This window comes from Mesorhizobium sp. C277A (assembly GCF_040324395.1).
Taxonomy (GTDB): Bacteria; Pseudomonadota; Alphaproteobacteria; order Rhizobiales; family Rhizobiaceae; genus Mesorhizobium.
This window is the reverse complement of sequence record NZ_JAMYVW010000002.1, coordinates 3480359-3505340: the sequence shown is the minus strand read 5'-3', so window position 1 is coordinate 3505340 and position 24982 is coordinate 3480359. Positions and strand designations below refer to the sequence as shown.

Sequence of the window (24982 nt, the reverse complement as noted above, 5' to 3'; positions counted from 1 at the left end):
GACGAAGGGACGGAGTCGCTGTGATGGCCGGAAGCGAACGCACAAGGATGATTGCAGGCGAATGGTACACCTGCATCGACGACGAACTGGAGGCGCTCCGCGTGATCGCGCTCGATGCGGTGTTCGAGCACAACGCGCTGCCGCCCCAGCAACGCGGCAATATCGGCCCGACGCTATTGGCGCTGCTCGGCAGCGCGGGCGCAGGCTCCCGGATCGAGGCGCCTTTCCACTGCGCCTACGGTTTCAACATCCATCTCGGCGACGGCGCCTTCCTCAATGCCGGCTGCACCATCCTCGACCCCGCGCCGGTGCGTATCGGCAGGCGGACGCTTCTCGGCCCCAATGTGCAGATCTACTGCGCCGAGCACCACAAGGAGGCCGCGGGCCGTCAGTCGGGACTGGAGATTGCCCGGCCGGTCACCATCGGCAATGACGCCTGGATCGGCGGCAGCGCCATCATCCTCGGCGGCATCAGCATCGGCGATGGCGCCATAGTCGGCGCCGGCGCGGTGGTGACGCGCGACGTGCCTGACAACACCACGGTGGTCGGCAATCCGGCGCGGATGGTCAGGCACGGCTGAGTTTGTGGCCAATTGTTATTTTGGGAGTTTATCGACGGATCGAGCGACAGCGCCGGGCGGAGTTGCGGACGAGAATTCTCCACAGTTACCGCTCGACGGAGCTAAGCCGCTGGCTTTGAGGGGCGTTGCTTCCCAATCGGTCAGAAAGCATTTCTGCTGCTCCTGGATAATCAGGGCGTCAGACCGCAAGCCGAGATCGGAGTACAGAACGGCCGCTTCTGAGGGCATCTTGGTGGAAGCCTTCACAACGATCACAGGGAGCAATGGATGCCCTACTTCATAACACCAAATCGCTATGCCGCCGAGAATGTCGCCCCAGCCTCTTGTAGCCACGCCGAACTTTCTGGAAAGTTCGCCGTAGGTGATTGTCCCCTTCCCTGTTGCCACTGCGGCGAGGAACTGGCCACGTCTAAGCGAAACTTCGTTTTCATCTTGGCATAGTGCGCTTCAGAAATTTGCCCCATCCTCTGTCCTCCCGTGGTTTGGCAGCTATGTCGAGCTACTCGAATTCGAGGTCTCCGGCACCCCAGCTCAAATGCCCTCTTCGAGCTGCCTGAACCGGCTCGAAATCGGCTTCGCCCTCGACCTCGGGATTGCCAGGCACAATAAGGTCCTCCCTTTTCAAAGGAGTCCACCTCGGCATCGAACCAAACGTCATTGCGTCCAGAGATCCGATTTCGATGCCGGCGGCAGGGTAGCGCTCAGGATGCGGCAAGTCGTTGCGAAGCCGGCGGTCTTCCTCCTTGGTCACCGTGACCAGGGGGCACTTCTGAAGCGTGTCGGTGAAGTATGACACAATCTGCTCAAAGCTCACCTGGCTACCCAACGTGAGCATTTCGGCATACATCGCTTTCAGCGGGAGCATGTGCTCCAAGATGGTTCCCTTGCTGAATTCTGCCCTATTGGAAACAGCCATCAACTCTGCTGCATGCCGACTTATTGTCAGGTTGATGCCCTTTGCGAGCGTGCTCGCATAATACCGTCCAGAGAAGTGAAAGGCCTCTGTGGTGGTCCGCATAAGCCGGGCGACTCTGGACGTATAAGGAATGCGGGCCGAAACGAACGCATGAATGGCCCGAAGTTCGATTTCAGTCACAGGGTCCATATCGCCTTCCTGTTCTCTCCATGTCCAGATATTAGCGTTCGCTAAATCGACTGACAACAGGAACAGACCGCATCCAGTCGGCACATCGCCCCTCCGCTAACGCAAAGTTGATCTCCATCTTGGATTGACTTCAAAGAGGCGAAGCAAGTTCCTTCTAATCACGAGAAATGGAGGAAGGAATGGCTGAAGAGGTCAGTCCGAATAATCCTGCTGAGGCTGGGGCTGAAGTTACCAAGACCGACGGTATTACGCATGGTACCATTACTATCGATCAATTCTGGGATGATAACCCGTTCATTATGCCTTGGATGACACAATACCTCCCACGAAATCGTATGTGGAAAGATGGCATCTTTGTCATATATAATTGCTTTTCTCCGTTGTCGTACTAGTGATATTATCAAAGATAATTTTACTGCCGGACAAAGTTGTTTTTGCTCCCGGAATTATTTTGATAATTTGGGATTCGTATCTTTTGGCAAAGTTTAATACGAGAATGGCCCGTGCACAGGGAAGATTTATTAGAGCCAAGCTGAATGAGAGACCTTTTTCCGAGAGGATTCGGATCGGAGTGAAGGGAATCAAAGAATGGTTGAATCCTTAAATCGGAGGCCCACAATGCAGAGGTTTTCGAAGTCGCTTTGTTTCGTCTCCGGCATGCTTATGGCCGGCGTCGCCCATGCTGGACAAGCGGAACAGGCCTATAAAAGAGGAGATTACGCAACGGCTGTCGAATTGTGGAGCGTCATGGCTAAGACCGGTGATGCCCAGGCGGAGGACAATCTTGGCACCGCTTACGCCGAAGGGCATGGTGTCGTCCAGGATTACGTTCAAGCTGTCGCCTGGTATCGTAGGGCAGCGGACCAGGGCGATGCTCAAGCAGAGCACAATCTCGGCTCTCTTTACGACCGTGGGCTAGGCGTCAAGCAGGACTATGCCGAAGCTGCAATTTGGTTTCGTAAAGCTGCCGGTCAAGGATTAGCGGTCGCTCAGACCAATCTCGGGCTGCTGTACAGAGATGGAAGAGGCGTCCCGCAGGACTATAGAGAAGCTGCCACGTGGTTCCGTGAGGCCGCCGGCCAAGGAACGCCCATTGCCCAATACTTTCTGGGTTTGGCTTACGCCAAAGGTCAGGGCGTCGCCCAGGATTATGCCGAGGCAATCGCATGGTATCGCAAAGGGGCAGAGCAGGGAAACGCACTGGCGCAGCATGATCTTGGCGTGGCTTATGCGGAGGGTCTCGGAGTTACGCTTGACTATGCGCAAGCCGACTCGTGGTTCCAGAAGGCTGCGGACCAGGGGAATGCTGGTGCTGAGTACGACCTAGGTGTTTCGTACTACAAAGGGCTAGGGGTTCCTTTAGACTATGTGCAGGCCGTTGCCTGGCTGCGGAAGTCTGCCGACCAAGGGAACGCTAAAGCCGAGAATAGTCTTGGAGTAGCTTACCTGGATGGCCATGGTGTGAAGCAGGATACTGCCCAAGCTCTCATTTTGATTCGCAAGGCCGCTGATCGAGGAGATTCCACTGCCAAGGCCAATCTTATCAAGTTGGATCCGCCGGCAAAAAAGGCCTAAGATTCGCTATTTCTGAGAATTTCGAAGCTCATAACTGGTGGGCAACACCTGTTGAATACGTGTCCGCCGATGATCAATGAGACAGGGCGGACATCGCCTGCTCGCCGGTCCGCCTGGAGAATTCGCGCCGGTACTGCGCCGGCGAGGTCCGCAGTCGTGCGGCAAAATGTTGGCGCAGCGAGGTGGCGCTGCCGAAGCCGGCCTCGAAAGCCACCATGTCCATCGATTTCTCGGTCGCCTCCAGCAGCCGTTGCGCCAGTTCGATGCGCTGGCCGGCCAGCCACTCGCCAAAGCTGGTGCCCATCGATTTCTGGAAACGGCGGGTGAACGTGCGCCGGCTCAAGCCGGCGGCCTCGGCGACGCGGTCGAGGTTGTGGGTTTGTCCGAGCGTTGCCCGCACCGTGTCGAGCGCCAGGGTGAAGCGGTCGGTGGCTGGGGTTTTCGCCAGCGGGCGCTCGATGAACTGCGCTTGCCCACCCTGCCGGTGCGGCGACAGCACGATGTGCCTGGCCAGGCGCAGCGCTACCTCTGCGCCATAGCGGGCGCGCACAATGTGCAGGCAGCAATCGAGCCCGGCGGCGACGCCGGCCGAGGTGACGATGTCGCCGTCGTCGACATAGAGCACGTCGGCGTCGACTTCGATGTCCGGGTATAATGTCTGCAGCCGGTCGGTGGAGGCCCAATGTGTCGTCGCACGCCGGCCCGCAAGCAGCCCGGCGGCGGCAATGGCGAAGGTGCCGAGACAGAGGCCGACGATCACCGCACCGCGCCCGTGCGCGTGGGTGAGCGCTGCCAGGAGCGGCGGCGGAAGTGGGGCCTCGAGATCCTTCCAGCTCGGAATGATGACGATGTCGGCATCGTCGAATGCGGAAAGGCCATACGGCACCGCGATGGTCAGCCCGGCATCGGTGTGGATCGCTCCATCGTCGAGTGCGCAGACGCGAAAGTCGAAACGCGGCAGGCCAAGCTTGGTGCGGTCGGTGCCGAACACCACGCACGGCACGGAGAGGTGGAACGGGCTGATGCCGTCAAAGGCGAGAACGGCAATGATCGGATCGGTCATGAGAAGTATCCAGCAAGGAAGGGACAATTGTCCCAATTCTTTCGAATGATGTCAATCGGGACACTTTTGGCAACAGGGCGATCCGGCTAGTTTCGGCCCGTCCCATTCAAGCCTGAGAGGAAAACACCATGTCCGCCAACACCCCGCGCCGCGCGCTCATCGTCATCGATGTCCAGAACGACTATGACGGCGGCAACCTCGCCATCCAGTATCCGCCGTTCCGCGACAGCGTCGTCAATGTCGCGCGCGCCATGGATGCCGCCGCTGCGGCCGGCGTGAAGGTGGTGGTCGTCAAGCAGATGGCGCCCGAGACCTCGCCAGTCTTCGCCAAGGGCAGCCATGGCGGCGAACTGCATCCCGAGATCGCCCGGCGAAGCCGCGACCACTATGTCGAGAAGTCACTGCCTAGCGCCTTTGCCGGCACCGACCTCGAGGCGTGGCTGCGCGCCAATACCATCGATACGATAACGGTGATCGGCTACATGACGCATAATTGCGACCTGTCGACCATCATCCACGCTGCGCATGTCGGCTTTGCGGTCGAGTTCCTGTCCGACGCCACCGGTTCGCTGCCTTACGCCAACAGCGCCGGCTACGCCTCGGCCGAGGAGATCCACCGCGTGGTGTCCATCATCCTGCAGTCGCGCTTTGCGGCCGTGCTCAAGACCGCCGAATGGATCGATTGCCTGAAGACCGGTGCTTTGCCCGAACGCGACACGCCTTATGCGTCCAACCAGCGCGCGCTGGCGCGCAACGCTGCATAGGCAATCTGCGCCCGAAAAGCAAAAGGGCGGCCAGTGGCCGCCCTTCTTGGATCTCGCAACGATCTCGAAATTTTCAGAACAGGCCTTCGATCTGGCCGGCCTCGTTGAGGAAGATCTTTTCCGAGGACGGCGCCTTGGGCAGGCCGGGCATGGTCATGACCTCACCGCAGATGACGACGACGAAGCCGGCGCCCGCCGAAAGCCTGACCTCGCGTACCGGCACGGTGTGCCCGGTCGGCGCGCCGCGCAGGTTCGGGTCGGTCGAGAAGGAATATTGGGTCTTGGCCATGCAGACCGGCAGGTGCCCGTAGCCGGCCTGCTCCCAGGCATGCAGCTGGTCGCGCACCGACTTGTCGGCGATCGCCTCGTCGCCGCGATAGATGCGCTGGACGATGGTGTTGATCTTCTCGAACAGCGGCATTGCGTCGGGATAGAGCGGCGCGAACTGCGAGGCGCCGGATTCGGCGATCTCGACGACCTTGCGCGCCAACTCCTCAATGCCGGCAGAGCCATTGGCCCAATGCTTGCACAGGATCGCCTCGGCGCCGAGCGAGGCGACGAAATCCTTCATCGCCTGGATTTCCACCTCGGTATCGGTGGTGAAATGATTGATCGCCACGATCGCAGGCACGCCGAACTGTTTCACATTCTCGATGTGGCGGCCCAGATTGAGGCAGCCCTTCTTGACTGCCTCGATGTTTTCCTTGCCGAGGTCTTCCTTCTTGACGCCGCCATTCATCTTCATGGCGCGCACGGTGGCGACGATGACGGCAGCCGCCGGCTTCAAACCCGCCTTGCGGCACTTGATGTCGAAGAATTTTTCGGCTCCGAGGTCGGCGCCGAAGCCGGCTTCGGTGACGACGTAGTCGGCGAGCTTCAGCGCCGTGGTGGTGGCGACCACCGAGTTGCAGCCATGGGCGATGTTGGCGAACGGACCGCCATGGACGAAGGCCGGGTTGTTTTCCAGCGTCTGCACCAGGTTTGGCTGCATGGCGTCCTTCAGCAGCACCGCCATGGCGCCGTCGGCCTTGAGGTCGCGGGCATAGACCGGCGTCTTGTCGCGGCGGTAGGCGACGATGATGTCGCCAAGGCGCTTTTCCAGATCCTTGAGGTCGGTGGAAAGGCACAGGATAGCCATGACTTCCGAGGCGACGGTGATGTCGAAGCCGGCCTCGCGCGGATAACCGTTGGCGACGCCGCCGAGCGAGCAGATGATTTCGCGCAGCGCCCGGTCGTTCATGTCCATGACGCGGCGCCAGGCGACGCGGCGGGTGTCGATGCCGAGCTCATTGCCCCAGTAGATGTGGTTGTCGATCAGCGCTGACAGAAGGTTGTGCGCCGTGGTGATGGCGTGGAAGTCGCCGGTGAAGTGGAGGTTCATGTCCTCCATCGGCACGACCTGCGCGTAGCCGCCGCCGGCAGCACCGCCCTTGACGCCGAAATTCGGGCCGAGCGAAGCCTCGCGGATGCAGACGATCGCCTTCTTGCCGATGCGGTTCAGACCGTCACCAAGGCCGACGGTGGTGGTCGTCTTGCCTTCGCCGGCCGGCGTCGGGTTGATGGCGGTGACGAGGATCAGCTTGCCGTCCTTGTTGCCCTTCACCGATTTGATGAATTCGGCCGAAATCTTCGCCTTGTCGTGGCCGTAGGGCAAAAGGTGCTCGGTCGGGATGCCGATCTTGGCGCCGATCTCCTGGATTTGCTTTTTCTTGGCGCCGCGCGCGATCTCGATGTCGGACTTCACTTCGGCCATGACGGCTTTCCTTCGGATTAGACGGTGGAGGGGACGGGTTTGATCTCACTCGCAGGCATGTTGAACCCGGGCGCGGGCATGTTCTAACCCTGTCGCTCCCGCGGCGTCAACTTGCATGCAACTATGTTTCCTATGAAGAAAGTGTCTCCGCGGCCGGCCGACCTGTCGCCGGTTCTTCCTGGCTCCGTTGCCGCGCCGTATAGAAGCCAGAGGACGCGACGTTCCGCCGTCTCAAAACAGCCGCCCAATGCACGGAATGCGACAGAGGCGACGGCGCAAATTCGCCATCGCTCGCCGGGAAAGCTGTAGACGCTACTGAGTCAGGACGTTGCTGATCTCGACCATGTTGGAGCGCACGCGAAGCACGTAGAAACCCATCGTCGTCAGGTGCGTCGGCATGATCCAGCCATCCTCGCGGCCATTGGCGATGATGAAGGGCTGGATGCGCAGCGCCGAGACGAATTGCGCATCCATCGTGTCCCACAGATTGCCGAGATGCTTTTCCTTGATGACGTCCTCGAAGTCGGCCTGGGCGCCTTTCATCAGGCCGTAATAGGCATAGAGCTGGCCATAGGCGAACCAGAAGCGGTCATCGGCGCGGAAGTCGAACCAACCATTGTTGTGGTTTTCGGCGCGCTCCTTGAGGATCGCGGAGGTGGAACCGATGTCGGAGGAGATGCGGTCGATATACTGCTTCAGATTGTCGGCGCGGGCATCGAACGTCGCCTGGCAGATGCCGAGGCGGGCGTTGAAGGAGCGCAGCTTGGTGACGGCATCGCGATAATAGCTCGGCGTCGGCGTCTTGGGGCCGAACGGGTTGATGCCGAAATACCAGGTCTCCTCGTCGAACTGCAGATTGCCGCGCGCATCCTGCAGGTCGCCGTCGATCTGCGATGTGGTGCGAACACGGCCGAGATTGTCGGCAAGCTCGGTGGCGGTACGCCGCACCGCCTGGTTGATGCCGCGCTGGAACGAGGCCTTGTTGTCCATGAACGGCGTGTTGTCCCAGTCGATGCCGAACAGGCCGAGTTTGTAGAGGATCATCGACGAGATCCAGGCATTCTGGTTGACGTTGAAGTCCGTCAGGTCGGCCGCCACCTGGGCGATGCCCGAATTGCCGCAGGTCTTGGCGGTGTCGGTGCCGGCGCCGGCGGCGACCTGTTCGCCGGCGGAAATGTTGCGGTTCTCGAAGGTGTATTTGTCGACGTAGTTGGGATCGAACTTGTTCCACCACTGGGTGGCGTAGAAGAAATTGGCGTAGAGGCCGATCAATACCAGAAGCGCGAGGCCGACCACAGCCTTCAGGATCCAGCCGCGCTGCGTATACCAGCGCCCAGCCCAGAGGAACGGCCACAGGATCGCGCCGATGACGAGGCCGATGCCGCGGCCGATCCATTGGAAGATGCGGGTGAAGAAATTCACGATCGGATCAAGCATGGCTCTCGTTCACCCCTCAGTCAGTCAGGCCGTAAAGGCGCGTGCGAAACGCCACTTTGTCTTTCAAATATGTGGTTTTCAGAACGTCCACAACATGCGACCGCCAGGCGTCGCTGTAGCCGTCATAGTCCTTGTAGAAGCCCGGCTTGTTGAAGACGTAACGCGAGACAAAGTCCTGCGGCACGAAATCCGAGATCAGCTGGTTGGTCAGCCAGGCGTCGGGATGGTCGGGCTTGCCACGCACGACCAGGAAGCGCTGTTGCGGAAACACATCCTCGATCTTGAGATGGCCGAGCTGGGCGATCTCACGCTTGGCGGCGTTGAGAAAGGGGAAATTGCCGTCCTTGGTGATCAGATCGGCATGGCCATGGATCCAGGTCTGCAGCCAGACCTTGTCGACCTCGGTCAAATTGCGGTTCGGCTCTGTGTCGCGGATGAGAGAGCGCACCACCATCTCGGCGCGATGCTCGAGATAGCCCGAGCTTTCGACCCATGACGCGCGCGGCAATTCGATGCGGCCGGTGCTGGCCAGGAACTTGAACACCTTGTCGGCATCGTTGATCGAGAGATAGCTGACCTGCCAGGGCCGCGAACGGCGAAAGCCGGGGGCGGCCGGGTCGCCGATGACGGTGGTCATATCAGGATCGACGAAGACGTAGACGCCGCCGAAATGGCTGGTCCAGTAGGCGTTGTGGCGGAAGATCACCTGGTCGGGCACCAGCGCATTCTCACGGATATCGCCGCAGACCTTCGCCAGCTCCACCATACGGCTCAGCATGGTGTTGTCGCGCCAGGCATCGGGCTCCTGCTTCAGCCGGTCGACCAGCTTGCCGAGTTCGGCGGCCTTGCCCAGCACGTCCTCGGCCGAAAGCACCCGGAACTCGACCTGGCTGATCGACAGCAGATCCTCGATGTCGTTGACCAGGGGAACGGAATCCTCGATCTCGCCGTAGATGACATCCTTGATGGTCAGCGCATCGATGGCGCGCTGGTTCTTGGACATGAACTCGAACATCAGCTGCGAGGTGTTGGAAAAGGCGGTGTGCACCACCGGCAGATCGATCTGCGAAGGCGTCAGGATGATGAAGCGGCGGTTGACCTCATTGGGGTCGAGATAATCGTAATCGCCGCATTCCTCGGCCACTTCGGGCGAGAAGCCGGTGCGGTCGATCTGGAAGCTCTTCAGCTTGGTGGGCTTGAGGCCGAAGGCAACAAGCGCCTTGTTGTAGCGCTGGATGAGGTGCGACTCGTCGACGGTGAGCAAGCGACCGTAGATCAGCTCATTGTCGCGGAGAAGGTCGGGCTTTTTGGCGTGGCTCATGCAGAACGTTCCGAGCGGCGTTGCCTGTTGTGGCGAAGCGCCAACGCTGACGCCTCCCTCTCCCCGTTCTTCACGGGGAGAGGGTAAGGGTGAGGGGCAGCGCTAGCATTCAAGGACATGTCTCCCCATGGCCATTGGCGGCAATAAATCGAAGATCATGGGTCCGGATGTGCCGATCGAGGCGCTGTTCGATAGCGCCAGTATGGTCGTAGCGATCTCTGGTCCACGCATGCGCCGCCCCTCACCCTTGCCCTCTCCCCGTGAGGGACGGGGAGAGGGGGGCGTCAGCGTTAGCGCCAAGCCTTTCAGCACCTGCGGGCAGCGAAGGAAGTTCACGCATTCCAGAGCCCCTTCTTCTTCATCTCCTCCATCTCGCGCCCCGCCCGTTCGCGCAGGCGTGCGTCGCGCAGCAGCTTCTCCACCGCGGCGTCGTCGGATTTGTCGGAATAGCGGAACTCCGAGTCGGCGTAGCGGTTGATCTCCTGCATGACCATGTCCATCGAGAACGGCCCACGCAGTTCCTCGATCATGGCTTTCTTCTCGTCGTAGCCCTTGTGCATGAAGGCTTCCGGCTTCTCGAACCAGTCGTCGGGCAGCTCGATGTCCATGGCGCGCATCTTGATGGCGTCGGTGACGTTCTTGATGGCTCGGCCGGTGAAGCGCGGCTCGGCATCCTTGATCAGGTGCAGATAGGTGCCGATGTCGGCCATCGATTTCGGCGCGCCATTCTCCTTCATGTAGCGCTCATAGACCTTCATCAGCCCGTCTTCCTGAGGCTTCTCGTGCTCCTCATAGGCTTCGGTCACCGCGCGCTGGATCTCCTGCGCGGCGTAGAGCTTGTGGTCGCCGAGTGGGATCTTGTGGTTCTTGCCGGCAAGCAGGACGAAGATGTCGATATAGTCGTCGCGGCTCTGTGGGCCGTCGACCAGCCAGCGGGCCCCGGCGCGCTGGCGCAGCGCATCGTCGACATTTTCGGGATAGTTGGAAAACATGCCGAACGAGCAATTGCCGCGCACCACCGTGCCGGCGCCGGCAAAGGCGTCCATCAAGACGCCGGTGATTTCCTGTTGGCCGGCCGAGGCGCGGTCGTCGGAGCGGCGGGCCGCCACCTGGTCGATGTCGTCGACGGTGCCGAAACCGATGACACGTGGGTTCAAGACATTGTTGATGAACTGGCGGCAATTCTGGCCGGATTTGCCTTGGTAGGACGAGATCTGGTCGACGCCGAAATTCTCATAGGCGAAGGGATAGCCGGCAACCTGGCAATAATTGTTGACGAGGCCGGCGATCATCTGGATCAGCGTCGTCTTGCCGGTGCCCGGCGCGCCATCGCCGATGAAGGTGAAGAGGAAGCCGCCGAGCTCGACGAACGGGTTCAGCTCGCGCTCGAAATCATAGGCCATCAGCATCTTGGCGAGCTTGACCGACTGGTATTTGGCGATGTGGTTGCCGACGACCTCTTCGGGCTTCTTGAAGGTCATCACCAGCGGTTTCGAACGCTTGCCGGGCGCGACGTCGAAGCCGTCGAGGGTGAAATCGTCGGCGTCGATGCGGATATGGGCGTTCTCGAACGGACCGATGCCGTCGAAGCGGCCTTTGCGGGCCAGCAGCCCATCAATGGCGACCCGTGCAAAAGCTCGCGCGCGCGTCGTCAGGTCGCCATCGTCCTTGGAGCCTGCAATCGCCTTGTCCAACCCGGCGACGATCGACTTCACCGCGTCCTGCGGCGTGTCGAACAGGAAGTCCGGTTCGGGGATATCGTTGGGAGCCTCGCCGTCGCTGTCGATCAGCTGGAACAGGTAAGAGGCGAGGCTGAAGGCTGAAACGTAAGCCGAGGCTGACAGAAGCTTCTTGAAGGTCGCCGCCTCATCGCCCTCAAGAGGCGCGCGGGTGTTCTTGGCCTGGAGGCTTTCGAGGTCGGAGCCCTCGGCGAAGACGTCGGAGATGGCGAGCGCAATCGCCAGGCCGCGGCGGGCGCGGAACAACATCGTGTGCTGGGGGATGCTCATCAGCTGGTCGTCGGGATGGATTGCGGCCACGGTCTTGGTCAGCTCGACCTCGCGTGTGCGGCGCACCGAGCCGACCGAGACGGTGGAGACGAAGCGGCGGTTGGTGCCGGCAAGCGCGGTGCCGGATTCGCGTGAAGGATCCTCCAGCACGACGACGCGAGTGATGAAGCTTTGCGCGGTTGCGCGGTGCTTTTCGATAGCCGCTTCCGGAATGGTGGTCAGGCCGGTGTCCATGAAGGATGCTCCGCGATGTGACGGTCAGACATCTGAAATCACCTGCCCATTTGACAGGATGTGAACCTTGTAACCGGAAAAGATCTTTTGAGCTTCGCCGGCGGCGTAGAGTGCTTGATAGGCTTCGTGCGGGATCAGGGCGTGGTTCTCGTAGCTCGACACACCCTGGCGCGCGGCTTCGAGATCGTCGGTGTTGATAAAGAATTCCTGCGTGGTCTTCTCGCTCGAAAACAGGCCCTTGCGGCCGGGTTTCTCGCCCTTGGAGTAGACCTCCTGGATGGTCCAGGTGAGCAGCCAGGCATTTTCCGGTTTGCGCACCTTGGCCAGCACCTCGGTCACGGTCGAATTGTTGTCCGTAATGCCTGCGGAATAAAAGGGGCCGAGCACGACGCGGCGCAGCTGCTTAGGGTGCAGCGGCTCGAAATCCTTGTCGAGATTGACCGCAATCGTTGCGGGCGAAAGCGTGTAGGCGGAATTCTTCTCGGTGAAATCGTCGAAGCGATGGGCGAGTTCGGGGTTGAGCAGGCCGTCCACCGGCAGCGGGATGTCGACCCGTTCATTGAGCTTGCCGTTGCTGTCAACGAGCTGCCGGATCATGCTTTCGGAAGAATCCTCCACCGTCACCATGTAGACGAGCGGCAGGTTGGCGCTGCCGTCGAAGCTCGCCCAGTGCACGAGGTAATAGGGGCGCCCGGTCTTTGGATTGACCGAGACCTTGGCCGTCTGCGCCAGCGAGAACGGGCCAAAAGTCTGTTCGCTCTTGACGTCCTCGAGATAGAGCCGCTCGGCCATCGACTTCTGCAGCGCTTCGGGGAATTCCTTGTGGCGCAGGATGAAGTCGGCCATTTCCTCGCGCAATTCGCCGGCCAGCGGAATGTTGGCCAGCCGCGCCTCGGCCTGGCGGCGGTCGTTTTCCAGTTCGAGCAGGTTCTGGAAGACGGGATAGCCGCTGTCGGCGCGCGAAATGCGGAACGTGTCCATGAAGCCGAGCCGGTTGCGCCAGCAGGAAAACGATTTGTCCAGCCGGGCAATGTATTCGGCGACAATCTTGGCGACGATGCCGTGCCGGTAAAGCGGCGAGCGGTCGTCGCGCATGAACACTTCGAGGCCGCTGAGTGCCGCCGTGATGGCGGAAAAATAGCGCGCCGCCGCTTCGTTTTCGGGAGTCATGCCGGTGTGCCCGCGTGCAGCCGCTCCTTACGACTGCACGTAGTTGGCCGAATTGTGCTTCTTCATCACGTCGTCGAAACGGCGGGCGAAGGCGTCGTCGGCGAGCTTCTTGCGGCGCTGGATGTCGGAGCTGGCGACCATGTTCTTCTCGTGCATTTCGAGGAGATCGCCGATGTGCTTTTGCGAGGCGGCGCCAATGCCGGCCATGGTCTCTTCGGCGGTGTTGTCAACCTGGCTGCCCAGCGTGTTGATCTTGTGGGCGACATCCTGCTGGGCGGCGGTCTTCAAGGAATCTTCCAGTGCCTTGTAGAGCACGATGCGCTGCTCGGTATCGATGGTCAGCTTGTTGATCAGCGTCGACTGCGCTGCGATCTGATTGTTGAGCGAATCGACGAAGGTCTGGAACATCGAGGTGTAGCGTTCCAGCGTCTGGCTTTCGGCCAGAAGCTCCTGCTCCTTGGCCTGCTTTTCATTGTATTCGGTCGCCAGTTTCGAGCGCTCGCCCTCAAGCTGCGTGCGCTCCTTCTGACTGGTAGAAGCGGCGATCTTGTTTTCGATGTCGAGCAGCAGCGGATTGACCTCCTCAATGCGCTTCTGCACCGCCTCGAGGTTGGTCATGGTGACCTTGCGGCGCTCGATCACCTGCGACAGGCTGTTTTCCGAGGTCTTGTAGCGCTGGTCGAGGACCTCTTTCTGCGCTTTCAGGATGCCGACGATGGTGTCGGACTTGACCAGAAGCTCCTGCAGATTGCCGGCCAGCGACATGTTGCGGACGCGGTCGGTGCGCATGCGCTGCTTGCGTTGCGCCGAGAAGACGCCGACGAAGCTTTCCCAGCCGGTGTAGTTCTTCATGCTCTCGAATTCGGTGCCGAAGACGTTGGTGGCGTCTTCCAGCCCGATGATCAGGTCGGCAATGTTGCCTTCCATCACCTTCTGCTGCTTCAGCACGTCCTCGATGCGGGCATTCTCGATGTCGAAATTGGCGTCGCCGATCTTCTTGTCGGCGGTGGCCAGCGTATCAAGCACCGTGCCCGACTGCTCGATCTTGGAGCGCATGTCCTGCACGACCTGCCTGGTCTTGGCAATTTCGGCATCGAAATTCTGCAATGTCGCCATAGGGGCCTCCCGCTTCGGCTTCCGGTCGCTGGCTGCGAACAGCGGCGAATATATGTGGGGTATCAGGGGATTGAAAGACGCAAGACAAGACCCGCCCCGAAAACAAAAAATTGCCTGGTCGTCTTGAAAGGCAATGAAGGCGGGGTCATGGCGTGATTAACCAGCCGGCCAAGTATTGTTCAATTGTCATTGAACTTTGACGGCTGCGAAGAAGTCGATCTCGGACAGTGTGGGTGTGCTGAATTCGACAGAAGGCTCAATGAGTTGCAAGCGCGAGACAGCTGGCGGAAGCCGTCGCCATCACGCTACCCATCGCGACGTTTAAGGCTTCGGATCGGCCTTCAGATAGGCGATGACGTTGGCGATGTCCTCGTCGCTGCTCAGGCCGGAGAAGCCCATCCTGTTGCCGGGTACTTTCAGCTTGGGAGCGCCAAGATAGGCTTTGAGGTTGGCTTCGTCCCAGACCAGGCCGGCCGCGCCGGCGTCCTTCATGGCCTGCGAATAGTTGAAATTCTGGGCGGTGCCGGCGGTGCGGCCGACGATACCGAGGAGATGCGGGCCGACCTTGTCGCGGTCGCTTGCCGCCTCGTGACAGGCCATGCAGCGGTAGAATACATTCTTGCCAAGTGCTGCATCGCCGTCGGCCTGCGCGGCGAGGATACCGGCCAAGTAAATGACAAGGGCTGATGAAATGGCTCGAAGCATGGCGGTTCCCGGCTGGCTCTTGCTGAGGGCAAAATAGGCAGCAGGCCTTAACAAACGCAGTATGGCGGCTGATAGCGGACCGGGCTCAATCCGTGCGCGGGATCGCCGCAGCCGCCTGCTTGACTTGCTTTTCAATCGCCGCCGACGAATGGTTATCGCGCACGAAAGCGCGGCCGATCTCCGCCATCTCGGCGGCCGCTTGCGGGCGTGTCGCGAGATCGATGATTTTCGATGCCAACTTGCCGGCATCGTCGCTGGACAGGAAATGCCTGCCCGCCTGCAGCCCAAGCCCTTCGACGGCCTTTTCGGTGGCGGCGACGACCAAGCCCGCCGCCATCGCCTCCAGCACCTTGATGCGGGTTCCGCCGCCGAAGCGCAGCGGGATCGGCGCATAGCCGGCGCGGCCAAGCAATTCCGGCAGATGCGGCGGGTTCTCGATCAACCGCAGACCATGCCTGGTGCATAGACCGCGCACGACATCGCGCGGGTTTCTGCCGGCGACGGTGATCGACCAGGGCCGGCCGGAAGCGGCGAGGCGCGGCGCCATCGCGCGGCCGATCTGCTTGACGGCGTCGATGTTGGGGAAATAGCCGAGATGCCCGATGAAGCACAGGCTGAGCTCACTGAAGCGCTCGGCAGCAATCGGCAGGGAAAGCACGCTCTCGTCTGGAATGGGGTTGGCGACGAACCTGACGTCGTTGACGGGGCCGAGAGCGGACAGAAGCGCTTCGTCGGCCCGCGAACAAACCCAGATCTGGTCGGCCAGGGCAGCCGCACACCTGTCGGCTTCGCGCGCCTCTGCCTTCCTTCGCCTGTTTTGGCGCCAGTCTCGTATTTGCTGCCACAGCGTCAGGCCGGCGATCCGGTCGGACACCGTCCGGGAATCGATGTTGTGCTGGTCAAGGACGGTGCGCGCGCGATGCTTCGGCGCCAGCGTCAGCAGCTGCGAAAGCACGATCTCCTCGATCACCACGAGATCGGGCGCGAATTCCCTCCAGATGGCGTCGGCTTCGGCCAGCTCGTCGTCCGGCATCATATGCACGGTCGGGTGCGGGCTGCGCCTGCCCCAAGGCGCCCTGCCGCGCGCTGCCTCGATGATCCGGTGACGGATGTTCGGCGGTGTGGAGGGTGCCGGGGCGCCAGTCAGGCTTACCGTCAGGACCTCGCCAATCGATGCCAAAGCGCGTGCATTGGCGGCGTTCCGGATCTCTCCGCCGGAGACCGGCGGAAACGGGCAATCGACTGTGAACTGCAGAATTTTCATGTTGTCCCGGCCGTTCAGCCTCTGGTGAAGCCAATGAAATCGTCGGGCGCGGCGCGGCCCATTTCCTCTTCCCAGTGGCGGCGGCAGAGCGAGATATAGACGTCCTTGCCGATCGCCACCTGTTCGCCTTGTCTGGCCACCTTGCCGTCAGCGCCGAGACGCACGACCATCGTCGCCTTGCGGCCGCAGCGGCAGATGGTGCGCACTTCGCGCAGATCGTCGGCGATGGCCAGAAGCGCTCGCGAACCGGAAAACAGATTGCCCTGGAAATCGGTGCGCAGGCCGTAGCACATCACCGGGATGTTCAGCCGGTCGGCGATACGGGCGAGCTGCCAGACCTGCTCTTCCTCGAGAAATTGCGCCTCGTCGACAAAGATGCAATGCACCGTCGTATGTTCGTGATGCTCGGCGACGCGAGCGTAGAGATCGTCGCCGTCGCGGAACATCTCGGCCTCCGTCTCCAGGCCGATGCGCGACGAGATCAGCCCGGTGTCGCCCTTTCTGTAGTGGCCGGCGACGAACAGCATCGTCGTCATACCGCGTTCGCGATAATTGTAGGACGCCTGCAGCAGCATTGTCGTTTTGCCGGCATTCATCGTCGCATAGTGGAAGTAGAGCTTGGCCATGCCGTCCTTTTAAGCCGAGTTGGCGCGGCGCGGGGAGAGGGCACCGCTGCATTTCATGGGAAAAGCCGTCTGCCATCGAAAAAGCGGCGGGCGTGTCGCTGTTTGGCCAGTCCGCGCCGTTGATCGTGATTGTCTTAGCGCTTGAAACCACACCAGAATGGTGTTTGGCTGACGAAACAAGGCGGGCAGAGAAACCGTAACTACGCTTCGCCAAGAATCACAATGGGAGACTGCCAATGTCGCGTATGAACACCTTCGTCGCCGGCCTCGGCCTGGCGACTTTTCTGTCCACGAGCGCTGCACTTGCCGGCGATCCGGAGAGCTGCAAGGCGGTGCGCCTTTCCGATGTCGGCTGGACCGACATCCAGGCAACCACCGGCGTCGCTTCGGTGCTGCTCACCGCGCTCGGCTACGAGCCGCAGACGATCCAGCTATCGGTACCGGTGACCATGGCGTCGCTGAAAAACAAGGATCTCGACGTCTTCCTCGGCAACTGGATGCCGTCGATGACCAACGACATCAAGGACTACACCGCCGATGGTTCGGTCGAGACGATCGGCACCAACCTGACCGGCGCCGGCTACGGCATCGTCGTACCGACCTATGTCGCGGAGGCCGGCGTCAAGTCGCTGACCGACATCGGCAAGTTTAAGGACAAGTTCAACGGCAAGATCTATGGCATCGAGGCGGGCAATGACGGCAACCGCATCATCCTCGACATGATCAAGAATCCGAAGGACAATCTCGAAGGCTTCGAGCTGGTCGAGTCCTCGGAAGCCGGCATGCTGACGCAGGCCGAGCAGTCGATCAAGAACAATGAGTGGATCGCGTTCCTCGGCTGGACGCCGCATCCGGTGATGGGCGCCATGAAGCTCACCTATCTCGACGGCATGGGCGACAGCGGCTTCGGCGCCGCCACCGTCTACACCAATGTGCGCAAGGGCTACACCACCGAATGCCCGAATGCCGGCAAGTTCATCGCCAACCTGAAGTTCAACCTGGACATGGAAGGCGAGATGATGGACGCGATCCTGAAGGGCGGCGACGCCAACACGGTCGCAGCCGACTGGCTGAAGAAGCACCCTGACGCGGTTGCGCCGTGGATTGCCGGCGTCACCACCTTCGATGGCGGCGATGCGGCAGCGGCGGTCAAGACCGCGCTCGGAAGCTGAGCCGACTGAATTCGGCAAAGCCGAACCAGGAAGGGCAGCCAATCTAAAAAAGGCTGCCCTTTTTCATATCCTGTGAGAAGATGACCTAACGACAGCGGAGGCCGGAAGCAGGCGGTCTCTCGCATGAGAGGGGCGATATGGATCCGATTTCGAAATTCATGGTCGATCACAAGATACCGATCGGCGCCTGGGGAAAGGCGTTCTTCGGTTTCCTCACCGACAATTTCGACACCGTGTTCAGGGCCTTCTCGAATGGCCTCAATTTCCTGCTCGACGGGCTGGTTGGCATCCTTTTGATGGTGCCGCCGGTGCTGCTGGCGCTGATCATCGCCATCATCGCCTGGCTGCTGCAGCGCTCGCGCCCGCTGGCCATAGGCGTCTTTCTCGGCCTGATCTTCATCATCAACCAGAACCTCTGGAAGCAGACGGTGCAGACGCTGGTGCTGGTCGTGGCCGCCGCCGCCATGGCGATGGCCATCGGCGTGCCGCTCGGCATCTGGGCCGCGCACAAGCCGAAGGTCTACCGCATCATGCTGCCGGTGCTCGACCTGATGCAGACGCTGCCGACCTTCGTCTACCTGATCCCGGTCCTGACCCTGTTCGGTCTCGGCAACGCGCCCGGCCTCATCGTCACCATCATCTTCGTCATCCCGACCGCGGTCCGGCTCACCCATCTCGGCGTCGTCTCGGTGCCGAAGTCGATCATCGAGGCCGGCGAGGCGTTTGGCGCCACCAAGCAGCAGCTGCTGTGGAAGGTCGAATTGCCCTCAGCGCTGCCGACCATCATGGCCGGGCTGACGCAATCGATCATGCTGTCGCTGTCGATGGTGGTGTTTGCAGCCCTCATCGGCGCCGGCGGCCTCGGCACTGAAATCAACCGCGCGCTCGGCTCGCGCCGCATCGATCTCGGGCTCGAGGCGGGTCTGGCGATTGTCGTACTCGCCATCGTGCTCGACCGGATGACGCGTATCGGCGTTGGAGGCAAGAAATGACCGTCGCCGTTGACTTCAAGAATGTCGATATCGTCTTCGGGTCCGACCAGGCCGGTTCGCTGGCGCTGATCGACGGCGGCGCCACGCGCGCCGAAATCCTCGAAAAGACCGGCAATGTGCTGGGTTGCGCCGGCGCCAGCCTGACCGTGCATGAGGGCGAAATCTCGGTGCTGATGGGCCTGTCCGGCTCGGGCAAGTCGACGCTGCTGCGGGCGGTCAACCGGCTCAACGTGGTGTCGCGCGGCCAGGTGCTGGTCAAGGACGGCGACAATATCGTCGATGTCGTGACCTGCGATCAGGCGACGCTGCGGCGGCTGCGCCAGAAGCAGGTGGCGATGGTGTTCCAGCAGTTCGGCCTGCTGCCTTGGCGTACGGTGGAGGAGAATGTCGGCCTCGGCCTCGAACTCGCCGGCGTGCCGGAGCAAGAGCGCAAGGAGCGCGTGCAACGCCAGCTGAAACTGGTCAATCTCGACCAGTGGTCGAAGAAATACGCGCATGAGCTGTCCGGCGGCATGCAGCAGCGCGTCGGCCTGGCCCGTGCCTTCGCCACCGAGGCGCCGATCCTGCTGATGGACGAGCCGTTCTCTGCGCTCGATCCGCTGATCCGCACCAAGCTGCAGGACGAATTGCTGCAGCTGCAGGCGGAGCTGAAGAAGACCATCATCTTCGTCAGCCATGATCTGGAAGAGGCGCTGAAGATCGGCACCCACATCACCATCATGGAGGGCGGTCGCATCGTGCAGACCGGGGCGCCGGAAGACATCGTGCTCAAGCCCGCCAATGACTATGTCCGCGACTTCATCGCCAATGTGAATCCGTTGTCGGTGCTGACCGCCTGGAACGTCATGCGCGACAGCCGCGACCTCCAGCACGGCGATAATGGCTGGGTGTGGCTCGACCGGCGCAAGACGACGCGCTTTAAGATCGACGAGCACGGGCTGGTGGCGGCGGCGGAACGCGACGGCAAACCGGCGGTATGGGTTTCATGCGCCGATGTCGAGGCGCAGCCGGAGGAGACGGCGCAAGTGTTCTGGGCCAACCCCGGCACGTCGCTGAAGACGGTGATGCTGGCCATGCACCGCTCGCAGACGGCACCCGTGGCGCTGTTCGACGACCAGTCGCGCTTTGTCGGCGCGATCGGGATACGCGATGTGCTGAGCGCGGTGTTGCGGCGCTAGATCATGATGAGATTTGGTTGAAATCTCATCATGATCTAGCCCTTTGTTGGAGCATGATCTTTTCCAAAAACCGGTACCCACTTTTTGGGATCATGCTCTAAGCCAGACCGATGCGCGTGGCGCCGAGCTTGAACAGGGCTGTGGCATCCCGGTCGAAGCGGAAGGTGTCGATGAAGTCGTCGGCTCGGTAATCCGGAAGCGTCTTGCGGATGGCGGCGGCGAAAGTTTTCGCCTCGTCCAGCCGCGCCGCCAACGCCAGGCAGTGAGCGGCGATCGACAGGATGATGACATGGGCGTTGGGGCGGGCGGCCGCCTTCAGTGCCCAATCGGCTGCCTCGTCGAACTGGCCGAGGCGGACATGCGCCATGGCGCGTGCGCCCAGCATGCCGAACAGCATCGGGTCGAACGGCGACAGATGGCGCGAATGATCCGACGACCCGATCGCCGCTTGCGGGTCGCCCGACTGCGAATGCACGAACGACAGCGCATAGTGGCCAAGCGCGAAGTTCGGGCTGAGGTCGACGGCTCTTTGCAGTTCGAGCACGGACGCGTCACCCTCGCCGCGCAGCCACAGCGCCCGGCCCATCGCCCAGTGCGCGGCGGGATTATGATCGTCGACCAAAAGGCTCTGGCCGGCCGCCTCAAAGGCAAGCACGCTGTCCTGGTCGCGGTCGCCCCAGCGCTGGAAGGCGCTCTGCCAATGGGTGAAGGAGAGGCCGGCATAGGCGCGGGTGAAGGTCGGATCCTGCCTGACAGCAATGTCGAAGAAATGCCGTGCGAGGTCGTTCTCGCTGCGGGTGAAGCGACACATGTGCCAGAGGCCGCGATGGTAGGCCTCCCAGGCGTTAAGTGAATTGGGCGCTTTCAGCATGGCGCGGTTGCGCTCGACGGTCTCGATCTCGGATGAGACCGAGGCCACGATGCTGTTGCCGATATCGTCAAGCACGGCGAAAAGATCGTCGGGCTTGCGCTCGAAGGTCTCGGCCCAGACGATCCTGGCTGTGCGGACCTCGACGAGCTCGACGGTGATGATCAGGCGGCCCGTCGCGCTGCGCACCGTGCCGGTGGCGACATAGTCGACATTCAGCCTTCGACCGGCATCTTCCGGCGCGATGTTCCTTTCCGCCAGCGCAAAGACCGAGCCCCGGGCGATGACAAAGAAGTCCCTGAGCTTGGCGAGGCGGGTAATGATGTCGTGGGTCAAGCCATCGGCCAGCCCGCCACGAACGCCGCTACCGGCGTCTTCGGCAAATGGCATCACGGCCAGCGAAGCCTTGTGCGGCGTCGCGGCTTCCGAACCGGCAAGCATGACTGACGCCTGGTTCGGCCCGGGCGGAGCTGCCGGTTGTGCCGGCAAAATCGCGCAGGGCCGTTCGCTGCGGATGGACAGCCACGCCTCGCGCACCGGGCCGAAATCCAGCTCTTCCGACTGGAACAACTGCGCCGCAGCGGCAAGATGGTCTTCGCAGGCACCGAACTGGCCGCGCCTCGCCAGCCTCACCAGGAGTGCGACATGGGCGCTGCTGTCGAACGGGGTCAATTCCAGCCATTTTTCGAGATGGGCGGAGACGTCTTCGGAATCGGCCGGCAGCGTCTTGACCAAATGTTCCAGTATAGCAGCTTGGCAGGAACCGAAACGGCGGCGCTGCGCGGTCAGCCAGCTGTTGAAGAGAGGGCTGCGGTCGATCCCCAGCCCTTCGAGGAAGTCGCCGACGAACAGGTCGGAGAGCAACTGCAGTCGCGTCGGCTCGAGCGTTTCGATGCCTGCGGCAGCCGCCGCCGCGACATCCAGAACGTCGACTGAGATGCCGTCGAGGTCGAGCGCGATCGTATCGCCCGATGTTTCGATCCTGCGGCGGCCCGGTTCGTCGAGCGCGGCCCGCAGCTTGCTCAGGCACCAGCGAAGCTCACCCCTGGGATCATTTGGAACATCCCACAGCAACTCGCAGAGCTTGCCACGTCCGACCGGATGGGGCGCCAGCGCCAGATAGGCCAGCAGCGCGCGCAGCTTGCGCGATGCCGGCAAGACCACCGGGACGCCGTCGCGCGCAATCGTCGGCGGCCCAAACAGGCGCACGACAACACCTTGATGGCTGCTCGCCAGGCTCGATTCCACGCCAGATACCACGCCTGCTCCCACGCTGACCTGCCGACCCCTGCTTTACCACCGAGCACGACAAAGTGCACCCGGCTCGCAAAATTTGTGCGCCGAATGTGGTGTTTACCACACTGCCGCACGTCAAGGACCTGTAGTGCGGCAAGGTGTCGAAATCTCGCCGCCCAAACCGCCGGTGTGTAACCGGCCCGTGAGCAAGAACCAGGAGTCTACCATGTTGCATCAGCAGAAAATCAGAACCACGGCCGGCCGCGGCCGCCTGTTCGACAGCATTCTCGACACCATCGGCGACACGCCGGTCATCCGCGTCAATAATCTCGGACCGGCGCACGCCACCATCTACGTCAAGGCCGAGTTCTTCAATCCGGCGGCGTCGGTGAAGGACCGGCTGGCGCTCAACATCATCGAGGAAGGTGAACGCACCGGCGCGCTCAAGCCTGGACAGACCATTGTCGAGGCGACCAGCGGCAACACCGGCATCGGTCTTGCCATGGTCTGTGCGCAGAAGGGCTACAAGCTGGTGGTGACGATGGCCGACAGTTTCTCGGTCGAGCGCCGCAAGCTGATGCGGATGCTGGGCGCCAAGGTGGTGCTGACGCCGCGCGCCGAGAAAGGCTTCGGCATGTACAAGAAGGCGGTGGAATTGGCCGAAGCCAATGGCTGGTTCCTGGCCCGCCAGTTCGAGACCAAGGCCAACGCCGACATCCATGAAGCAACCACGGGACGCGAGATCGTCAACGATTTCGCCGGCTCGCGGCTCGACTATTTCGTCACCGGTTACGGCACCGGCGGCACCGTCGCCGGCGTGGCGCGGGTGCTGCGCCGCGAGAGGCCTGAGACCCGGATCGTGCTCACCGAACCGGCCAATGCGCAGCTTGTCGGTAGCGGCAAGCCGCAGATGCGTGGCGCCGGCGGAGCGCCGGCCGCCAGCCATCCGGCTTTCGAACCGCACCCGATCCAGGGCTGGACGCCGGATTTCATCCCGCACGTCCTGCAGGAGGCCATCGCTGGCAACTTCTATGACGAGGTGATGCCGATCGCCGGGCCGGAGGGCATGAAATGGGCCAAGGCGCTGGCGCAGCAGGAAGGCATCTTCACCGGCATTTCCGGCGGTTCGGCTTTTGCCGTGGCACGCCAGATCGCCGGCACGGCGCCGGCCGGTTCGGTGATCCTGTGCATGCTTCCCGATACCAGCGAACGCTATATGTCGACACCGCTGTTCGATGGCATCGAGGCCGAGATGAATGCGGAAGAGCTTGCTCTCTCGCGCTCGACGCCCGGTTGCCAGTTCCCGGCATGATGACGCGGGAGCAAATTGCATGGACGCGATGCCTGGACACTCGGCTACCAGTACCGAGGAAACGCTTGACCCCTCGGACTGGGCCGATGTGCAAAGCCTGTCGCATCGGATCGTTGACGATGCCGTCGCTTACCTGCGCGATGTCAGGCAACGGCCGGTGTGGCAGGAGATGCCTGGAGATGTGAGGGATTTCTTCACCGCCTCGCTGCCGCAATCGCCGACCCCGCTCGCCGACATCTATGGCGATGTCGTGGACAAGGTGATGCCCTATCCGATGGGCAACATCCATCCGCGCTTCTGGTCCTGGTATATGGGGTCGAGCAATTTTACCGGCGCGATCGGCGATTTCCTGGCGGCAATCCAGGGCTCCAATCTCGGCGGCGGCAACCATGCCGCCGCCCTGATGGACGGCCAGGTGGTCGACTGGTGCAAGCAGATGATGGGCATGCCGGCTTCGGCCAGCGGCACGCTGGTCAGCGGCGGCTCGATGGCCAACATCATCGGGCTCACCGTGGCGCGCAACACCAAGGCCGGCATCGACGTGCGCGAGCACGGCGTTGGAGCAATCGAAAAGCCTTTGCGTTTCTATGGCTCGGACCAGGTCCATTCCTGTCACCGCAAGGGGATGGAAGCGCTCGGTCTCGGCAACAAGGCGCTGCGCCGCATTGCCAGCGACGCCGGCCTGCGCATCGACATTGAAGGTTTGAGGACTGCGATATCGGAAGATCGCGCGGCCGGGTTCAAGCCGGCCTGCATCATCGGCAACGCCGGCACTGTCAACACCGGCGCCATCGACGATCTGCAGGCGCTGGCCAAGCTGGCGCATGAGGAGGACCTCTGGTTCCATGTCGACGGCTGCATCGGCGCGCTGATCGCGATCGCGCCTCAGAATGCACATCGCGTCGCCGGCATCGAATGGGCCGATTCCATCGCGCTCGACCCCCACAAATGGCTGCACGCTCCGTTCGAGGCAGGCTGCGCGCTGGTCAGGGATGCCTCGGCGCATCGCAAGACCTTCGCGGTGACGCCGGAATATCTGGAATCGACACCGCGCGGCCTCGCCTCCGGCCAATGGCTGCACGATTATGGCCTGCAGACGTCACGCGGCTTCAAGGCACTCAAAGTGTGGATGGCGTTGCGAGAACACGGCGTCGAAAAATTCGGCCGCCTGATCGACCAGAACATTGCGCAGGGGCAGTATCTCTCAGGGCTAATCGCGGCCGAACCAGCGCTCGAACTGACGGCGCCGACCAGCATCAACATCGTCTGCTTCCGCTATCGCGCGGATGGTCTCGATGGCGAGCGCGCGAAAGCGCTCAACACCGAGATCATGCTGAGGCTGCAGGAAGAGGGCATCGCCGCCATTTCCGATACCACGGTGCAAGGCCAGCATTGCCTCAGGGTGGCGATCAACAACCACCGGACCCGGCGCGAGGATCTCGACCTTCTCGTCGCCGAAACGGTCCGCCTGGGCAACGAGATCGCTTCCGCCTGACCGGCC

Annotated in this window: 21 protein-coding genes; 9 read left to right on the top strand and 12 right to left on the bottom strand. The window is 61.8% G+C overall.

Annotated elements, in window-relative coordinates; all coding sequences use genetic code 11:
* Positions 1 to 23 precede the first annotated feature (23 nt).
* A complete protein-coding gene (locus NKK52_RS17340; protein ID WP_023683657.1) occupies positions 24 to 581 on the top strand; it encodes a sugar O-acetyltransferase in 558 nt (185 codons plus the stop codon).
* Between the two features lie 499 nt (positions 582 to 1080).
* On the opposite strand, the gene NKK52_RS17335 is transcribed toward NKK52_RS17340, so the two are convergent.
* Positions 1081 to 1686, bottom strand: coding sequence for a hypothetical protein (locus tag NKK52_RS17335; RefSeq protein WP_023683658.1), 606 nt, complete (start codon positions 1684 to 1686; stop codon positions 1081 to 1083).
* 179 nt (positions 1687 to 1865) lie between these two features.
* Here NKK52_RS17335 and NKK52_RS17330 point away from each other — a divergent pair, with 179 nt between their 5' ends.
* Together NKK52_RS17330 and NKK52_RS17325 are read left to right on the top strand one after the other, a co-directional pair.
* A complete protein-coding gene (locus NKK52_RS17330) occupies positions 1866 to 2078 on the top strand; it encodes a hypothetical protein (RefSeq protein ID WP_156939272.1) in 213 nt (70 codons plus the stop codon).
* Between the two features lie 226 nt (positions 2079 to 2304).
* Entirely contained in the window at positions 2305 to 3261 is a 957-nt protein-coding gene (locus NKK52_RS17325; RefSeq protein ID WP_023713957.1) for an SEL1-like repeat protein, read from the top strand.
* A 73-nt stretch (positions 3262 to 3334) separates the two neighbouring features.
* Here the strand turns inward: NKK52_RS17325 and NKK52_RS17320 are convergent, their stop codons facing one another.
* Positions 3335 to 4324, bottom strand: coding sequence for a helix-turn-helix domain-containing protein (locus NKK52_RS17320; RefSeq protein ID WP_023683660.1), 990 nt, complete (start codon positions 4322 to 4324; stop codon positions 3335 to 3337).
* Between the two features lie 128 nt (positions 4325 to 4452).
* Here NKK52_RS17320 and NKK52_RS17315 point away from each other — a divergent pair, with 128 nt between their 5' ends.
* Positions 4453 to 5088 carry a cysteine hydrolase family protein gene (locus NKK52_RS17315; protein ID WP_023683661.1) on the top strand — a complete coding sequence of 212 codons (636 nt, stop codon included), beginning with the start codon at positions 4453 to 4455 and terminating at the stop codon, positions 5086 to 5088.
* A gap of 73 nt (positions 5089 to 5161) precedes the next feature.
* Here NKK52_RS17315 and NKK52_RS17310 read toward each other — a convergent pair whose 3' ends face one another.
* From NKK52_RS17310 to NKK52_RS17270, 9 genes are all read right to left on the bottom strand, one after another.
* Positions 5162 to 6841, bottom strand: a complete 1680-nt coding sequence (locus tag NKK52_RS17310) for a formate--tetrahydrofolate ligase (RefSeq protein ID WP_023683662.1) — start codon at positions 6839 to 6841, stop codon at positions 5162 to 5164.
* Between the two features lie 312 nt (positions 6842 to 7153).
* On the bottom strand, positions 7154 to 8278 hold the full coding sequence (locus NKK52_RS17305) for a DUF2333 family protein (protein ID WP_023705931.1): 1125 nt from the start codon (positions 8276 to 8278) through the stop codon (positions 7154 to 7156).
* Between the two features lie 16 nt (positions 8279 to 8294).
* On the bottom strand, positions 8295 to 9599 hold the full coding sequence (locus NKK52_RS17300) for a DUF6638 family protein (protein WP_023683664.1): 1305 nt from the start codon (positions 9597 to 9599) through the stop codon (positions 8295 to 8297).
* A 332-nt stretch (positions 9600 to 9931) separates the two neighbouring features.
* Positions 9932 to 11842 carry an ATP-binding protein gene (locus tag NKK52_RS17295; protein WP_023683665.1) on the bottom strand — a complete coding sequence of 637 codons (1911 nt, stop codon included), beginning with the start codon at positions 11840 to 11842 and terminating at the stop codon, positions 9932 to 9934.
* A gap of 24 nt (positions 11843 to 11866) precedes the next feature.
* The gene (locus NKK52_RS17290) at positions 11867 to 13012 is read right to left on the bottom strand and encodes a hypothetical protein (protein ID WP_023683666.1); all 1146 of its coding nucleotides are present in this window, start codon (positions 13010 to 13012) and stop codon (positions 11867 to 11869) included.
* Positions 13013 to 13039: 27 nt separating this feature from the next.
* On the bottom strand, positions 13040 to 14128 hold the full coding sequence (locus tag NKK52_RS17285) for a hypothetical protein (RefSeq protein ID WP_023669990.1): 1089 nt from the start codon (positions 14126 to 14128) through the stop codon (positions 13040 to 13042).
* 321 nt (positions 14129 to 14449) lie between these two features.
* Entirely contained in the window at positions 14450 to 14833 is a 384-nt protein-coding gene (locus NKK52_RS17280) for a c-type cytochrome (protein WP_023683667.1), read from the bottom strand.
* Positions 14834 to 14918: 85 nt separating this feature from the next.
* On the bottom strand, positions 14919 to 16097 hold the full coding sequence (locus NKK52_RS17275) for a glycosyltransferase (protein WP_023683668.1): 1179 nt from the start codon (positions 16095 to 16097) through the stop codon (positions 14919 to 14921).
* Positions 16098 to 16111: 14 nt separating this feature from the next.
* Complete coding sequence (locus tag NKK52_RS17270) at positions 16112 to 16723, bottom strand: thymidine kinase (RefSeq protein WP_023683669.1); 612 nt, start codon at positions 16721 to 16723, stop codon at positions 16112 to 16114.
* A gap of 236 nt (positions 16724 to 16959) precedes the next feature.
* On the opposite strand from NKK52_RS17270, the gene NKK52_RS17265 reads away from it, so the two are divergent.
* From NKK52_RS17265 to choV, 3 genes are all read left to right on the top strand, one after another.
* Positions 16960 to 17895: a choline ABC transporter substrate-binding protein gene (locus NKK52_RS17265; RefSeq protein ID WP_023686157.1), complete on the top strand. Its 936-nt coding sequence runs from the start codon at positions 16960 to 16962 to the stop codon at positions 17893 to 17895.
* Positions 17896 to 18032: 137 nt separating this feature from the next.
* The gene (choW, locus tag NKK52_RS17260; RefSeq protein ID WP_023669995.1) at positions 18033 to 18887 is read left to right on the top strand and encodes a choline ABC transporter permease subunit; all 855 of its coding nucleotides are present in this window, start codon (positions 18033 to 18035) and stop codon (positions 18885 to 18887) included.
* Positions 18884 to 20065: a choline ABC transporter ATP-binding protein gene (choV, locus tag NKK52_RS17255; protein WP_023683671.1), complete on the top strand. Its 1182-nt coding sequence runs from the start codon at positions 18884 to 18886 to the stop codon at positions 20063 to 20065. Before choW ends, choV begins: the two co-directional genes overlap by 4 nt.
* Positions 20066 to 20162: 97 nt before the next feature.
* On the opposite strand, the gene NKK52_RS17250 is transcribed toward choV, so the two are convergent.
* Entirely contained in the window at positions 20163 to 22193 is a 2031-nt protein-coding gene (locus tag NKK52_RS17250; RefSeq protein WP_050591982.1) for a transcriptional regulator, read from the bottom strand.
* Positions 22194 to 22395: 202 nt separating this feature from the next.
* Here NKK52_RS17250 and NKK52_RS17245 point away from each other — a divergent pair, with 202 nt between their 5' ends.
* On the top strand, positions 22396 to 23481 hold the full coding sequence (locus NKK52_RS17245) for a PLP-dependent cysteine synthase family protein (RefSeq protein ID WP_023683673.1): 1086 nt from the start codon (positions 22396 to 22398) through the stop codon (positions 23479 to 23481).
* Between the two features lie 19 nt (positions 23482 to 23500).
* Positions 23501 to 24976, top strand: coding sequence for a pyridoxal phosphate-dependent decarboxylase family protein (locus NKK52_RS17240; protein ID WP_023683674.1), 1476 nt, complete (start codon positions 23501 to 23503; stop codon positions 24974 to 24976).
* Positions 24977 to 24982 lie beyond the last annotated feature (6 nt).

What these genes read in the sequence shown, in the direction of transcription:
- NKK52_RS17340 (WP_023683657.1), top strand. Translation starts at nt 24, where the DNA reads ATGGCCGGAAGCGAACGCACAAGGATGATTGCAGGCGAATGGTACACC.
- NKK52_RS17335 (WP_023683658.1), bottom strand. Translation starts at nt 1,686, where the DNA reads ATGGACCCTGTGACTGAAATCGAACTTCGGGCCATTCATGCGTTCGTT.
- NKK52_RS17330 (WP_156939272.1), top strand. Translation starts at nt 1,866, where the DNA reads ATGGCTGAAGAGGTCAGTCCGAATAATCCTGCTGAGGCTGGGGCTGAA.
- NKK52_RS17325 (WP_023713957.1), top strand. Translation starts at nt 2,305, where the DNA reads ATGCAGAGGTTTTCGAAGTCGCTTTGTTTCGTCTCCGGCATGCTTATG.
- NKK52_RS17320 (WP_023683660.1), bottom strand. Translation starts at nt 4,324, where the DNA reads ATGACCGATCCGATCATTGCCGTTCTCGCCTTTGACGGCATCAGCCCG.
- NKK52_RS17315 (WP_023683661.1), top strand. Translation starts at nt 4,453, where the DNA reads ATGTCCGCCAACACCCCGCGCCGCGCGCTCATCGTCATCGATGTCCAG.
- NKK52_RS17310 (WP_023683662.1), bottom strand. Translation starts at nt 6,841, where the DNA reads ATGGCCGAAGTGAAGTCCGACATCGAGATCGCGCGCGGCGCCAAGAAA.
- NKK52_RS17305 (WP_023705931.1), bottom strand. Translation starts at nt 8,278, where the DNA reads ATGCTTGATCCGATCGTGAATTTCTTCACCCGCATCTTCCAATGGATC.
- NKK52_RS17300 (WP_023683664.1), bottom strand. Translation starts at nt 9,599, where the DNA reads ATGAGCCACGCCAAAAAGCCCGACCTTCTCCGCGACAATGAGCTGATC.
- NKK52_RS17295 (WP_023683665.1), bottom strand. Translation starts at nt 11,842, where the DNA reads ATGGACACCGGCCTGACCACCATTCCGGAAGCGGCTATCGAAAAGCAC.
- NKK52_RS17290 (WP_023683666.1), bottom strand. Translation starts at nt 13,012, where the DNA reads ATGACTCCCGAAAACGAAGCGGCGGCGCGCTATTTTTCCGCCATCACG.
- NKK52_RS17285 (WP_023669990.1), bottom strand. Translation starts at nt 14,128, where the DNA reads ATGGCGACATTGCAGAATTTCGATGCCGAAATTGCCAAGACCAGGCAG.
- NKK52_RS17280 (WP_023683667.1), bottom strand. Translation starts at nt 14,833, where the DNA reads ATGCTTCGAGCCATTTCATCAGCCCTTGTCATTTACTTGGCCGGTATC.
- NKK52_RS17275 (WP_023683668.1), bottom strand. Translation starts at nt 16,097, where the DNA reads ATGAAAATTCTGCAGTTCACAGTCGATTGCCCGTTTCCGCCGGTCTCC.
- NKK52_RS17270 (WP_023683669.1), bottom strand. Translation starts at nt 16,723, where the DNA reads ATGGCCAAGCTCTACTTCCACTATGCGACGATGAATGCCGGCAAAACG.
- NKK52_RS17265 (WP_023686157.1), top strand. Translation starts at nt 16,960, where the DNA reads ATGTCGCGTATGAACACCTTCGTCGCCGGCCTCGGCCTGGCGACTTTT.
- choW (WP_023669995.1), top strand. Translation starts at nt 18,033, where the DNA reads ATGGATCCGATTTCGAAATTCATGGTCGATCACAAGATACCGATCGGC.
- choV (WP_023683671.1), top strand. Translation starts at nt 18,884, where the DNA reads ATGACCGTCGCCGTTGACTTCAAGAATGTCGATATCGTCTTCGGGTCC.
- NKK52_RS17245 (WP_023683673.1), top strand. Translation starts at nt 22,396, where the DNA reads ATGTTGCATCAGCAGAAAATCAGAACCACGGCCGGCCGCGGCCGCCTG.
- NKK52_RS17240 (WP_023683674.1), top strand. Translation starts at nt 23,501, where the DNA reads ATGGACGCGATGCCTGGACACTCGGCTACCAGTACCGAGGAAACGCTT.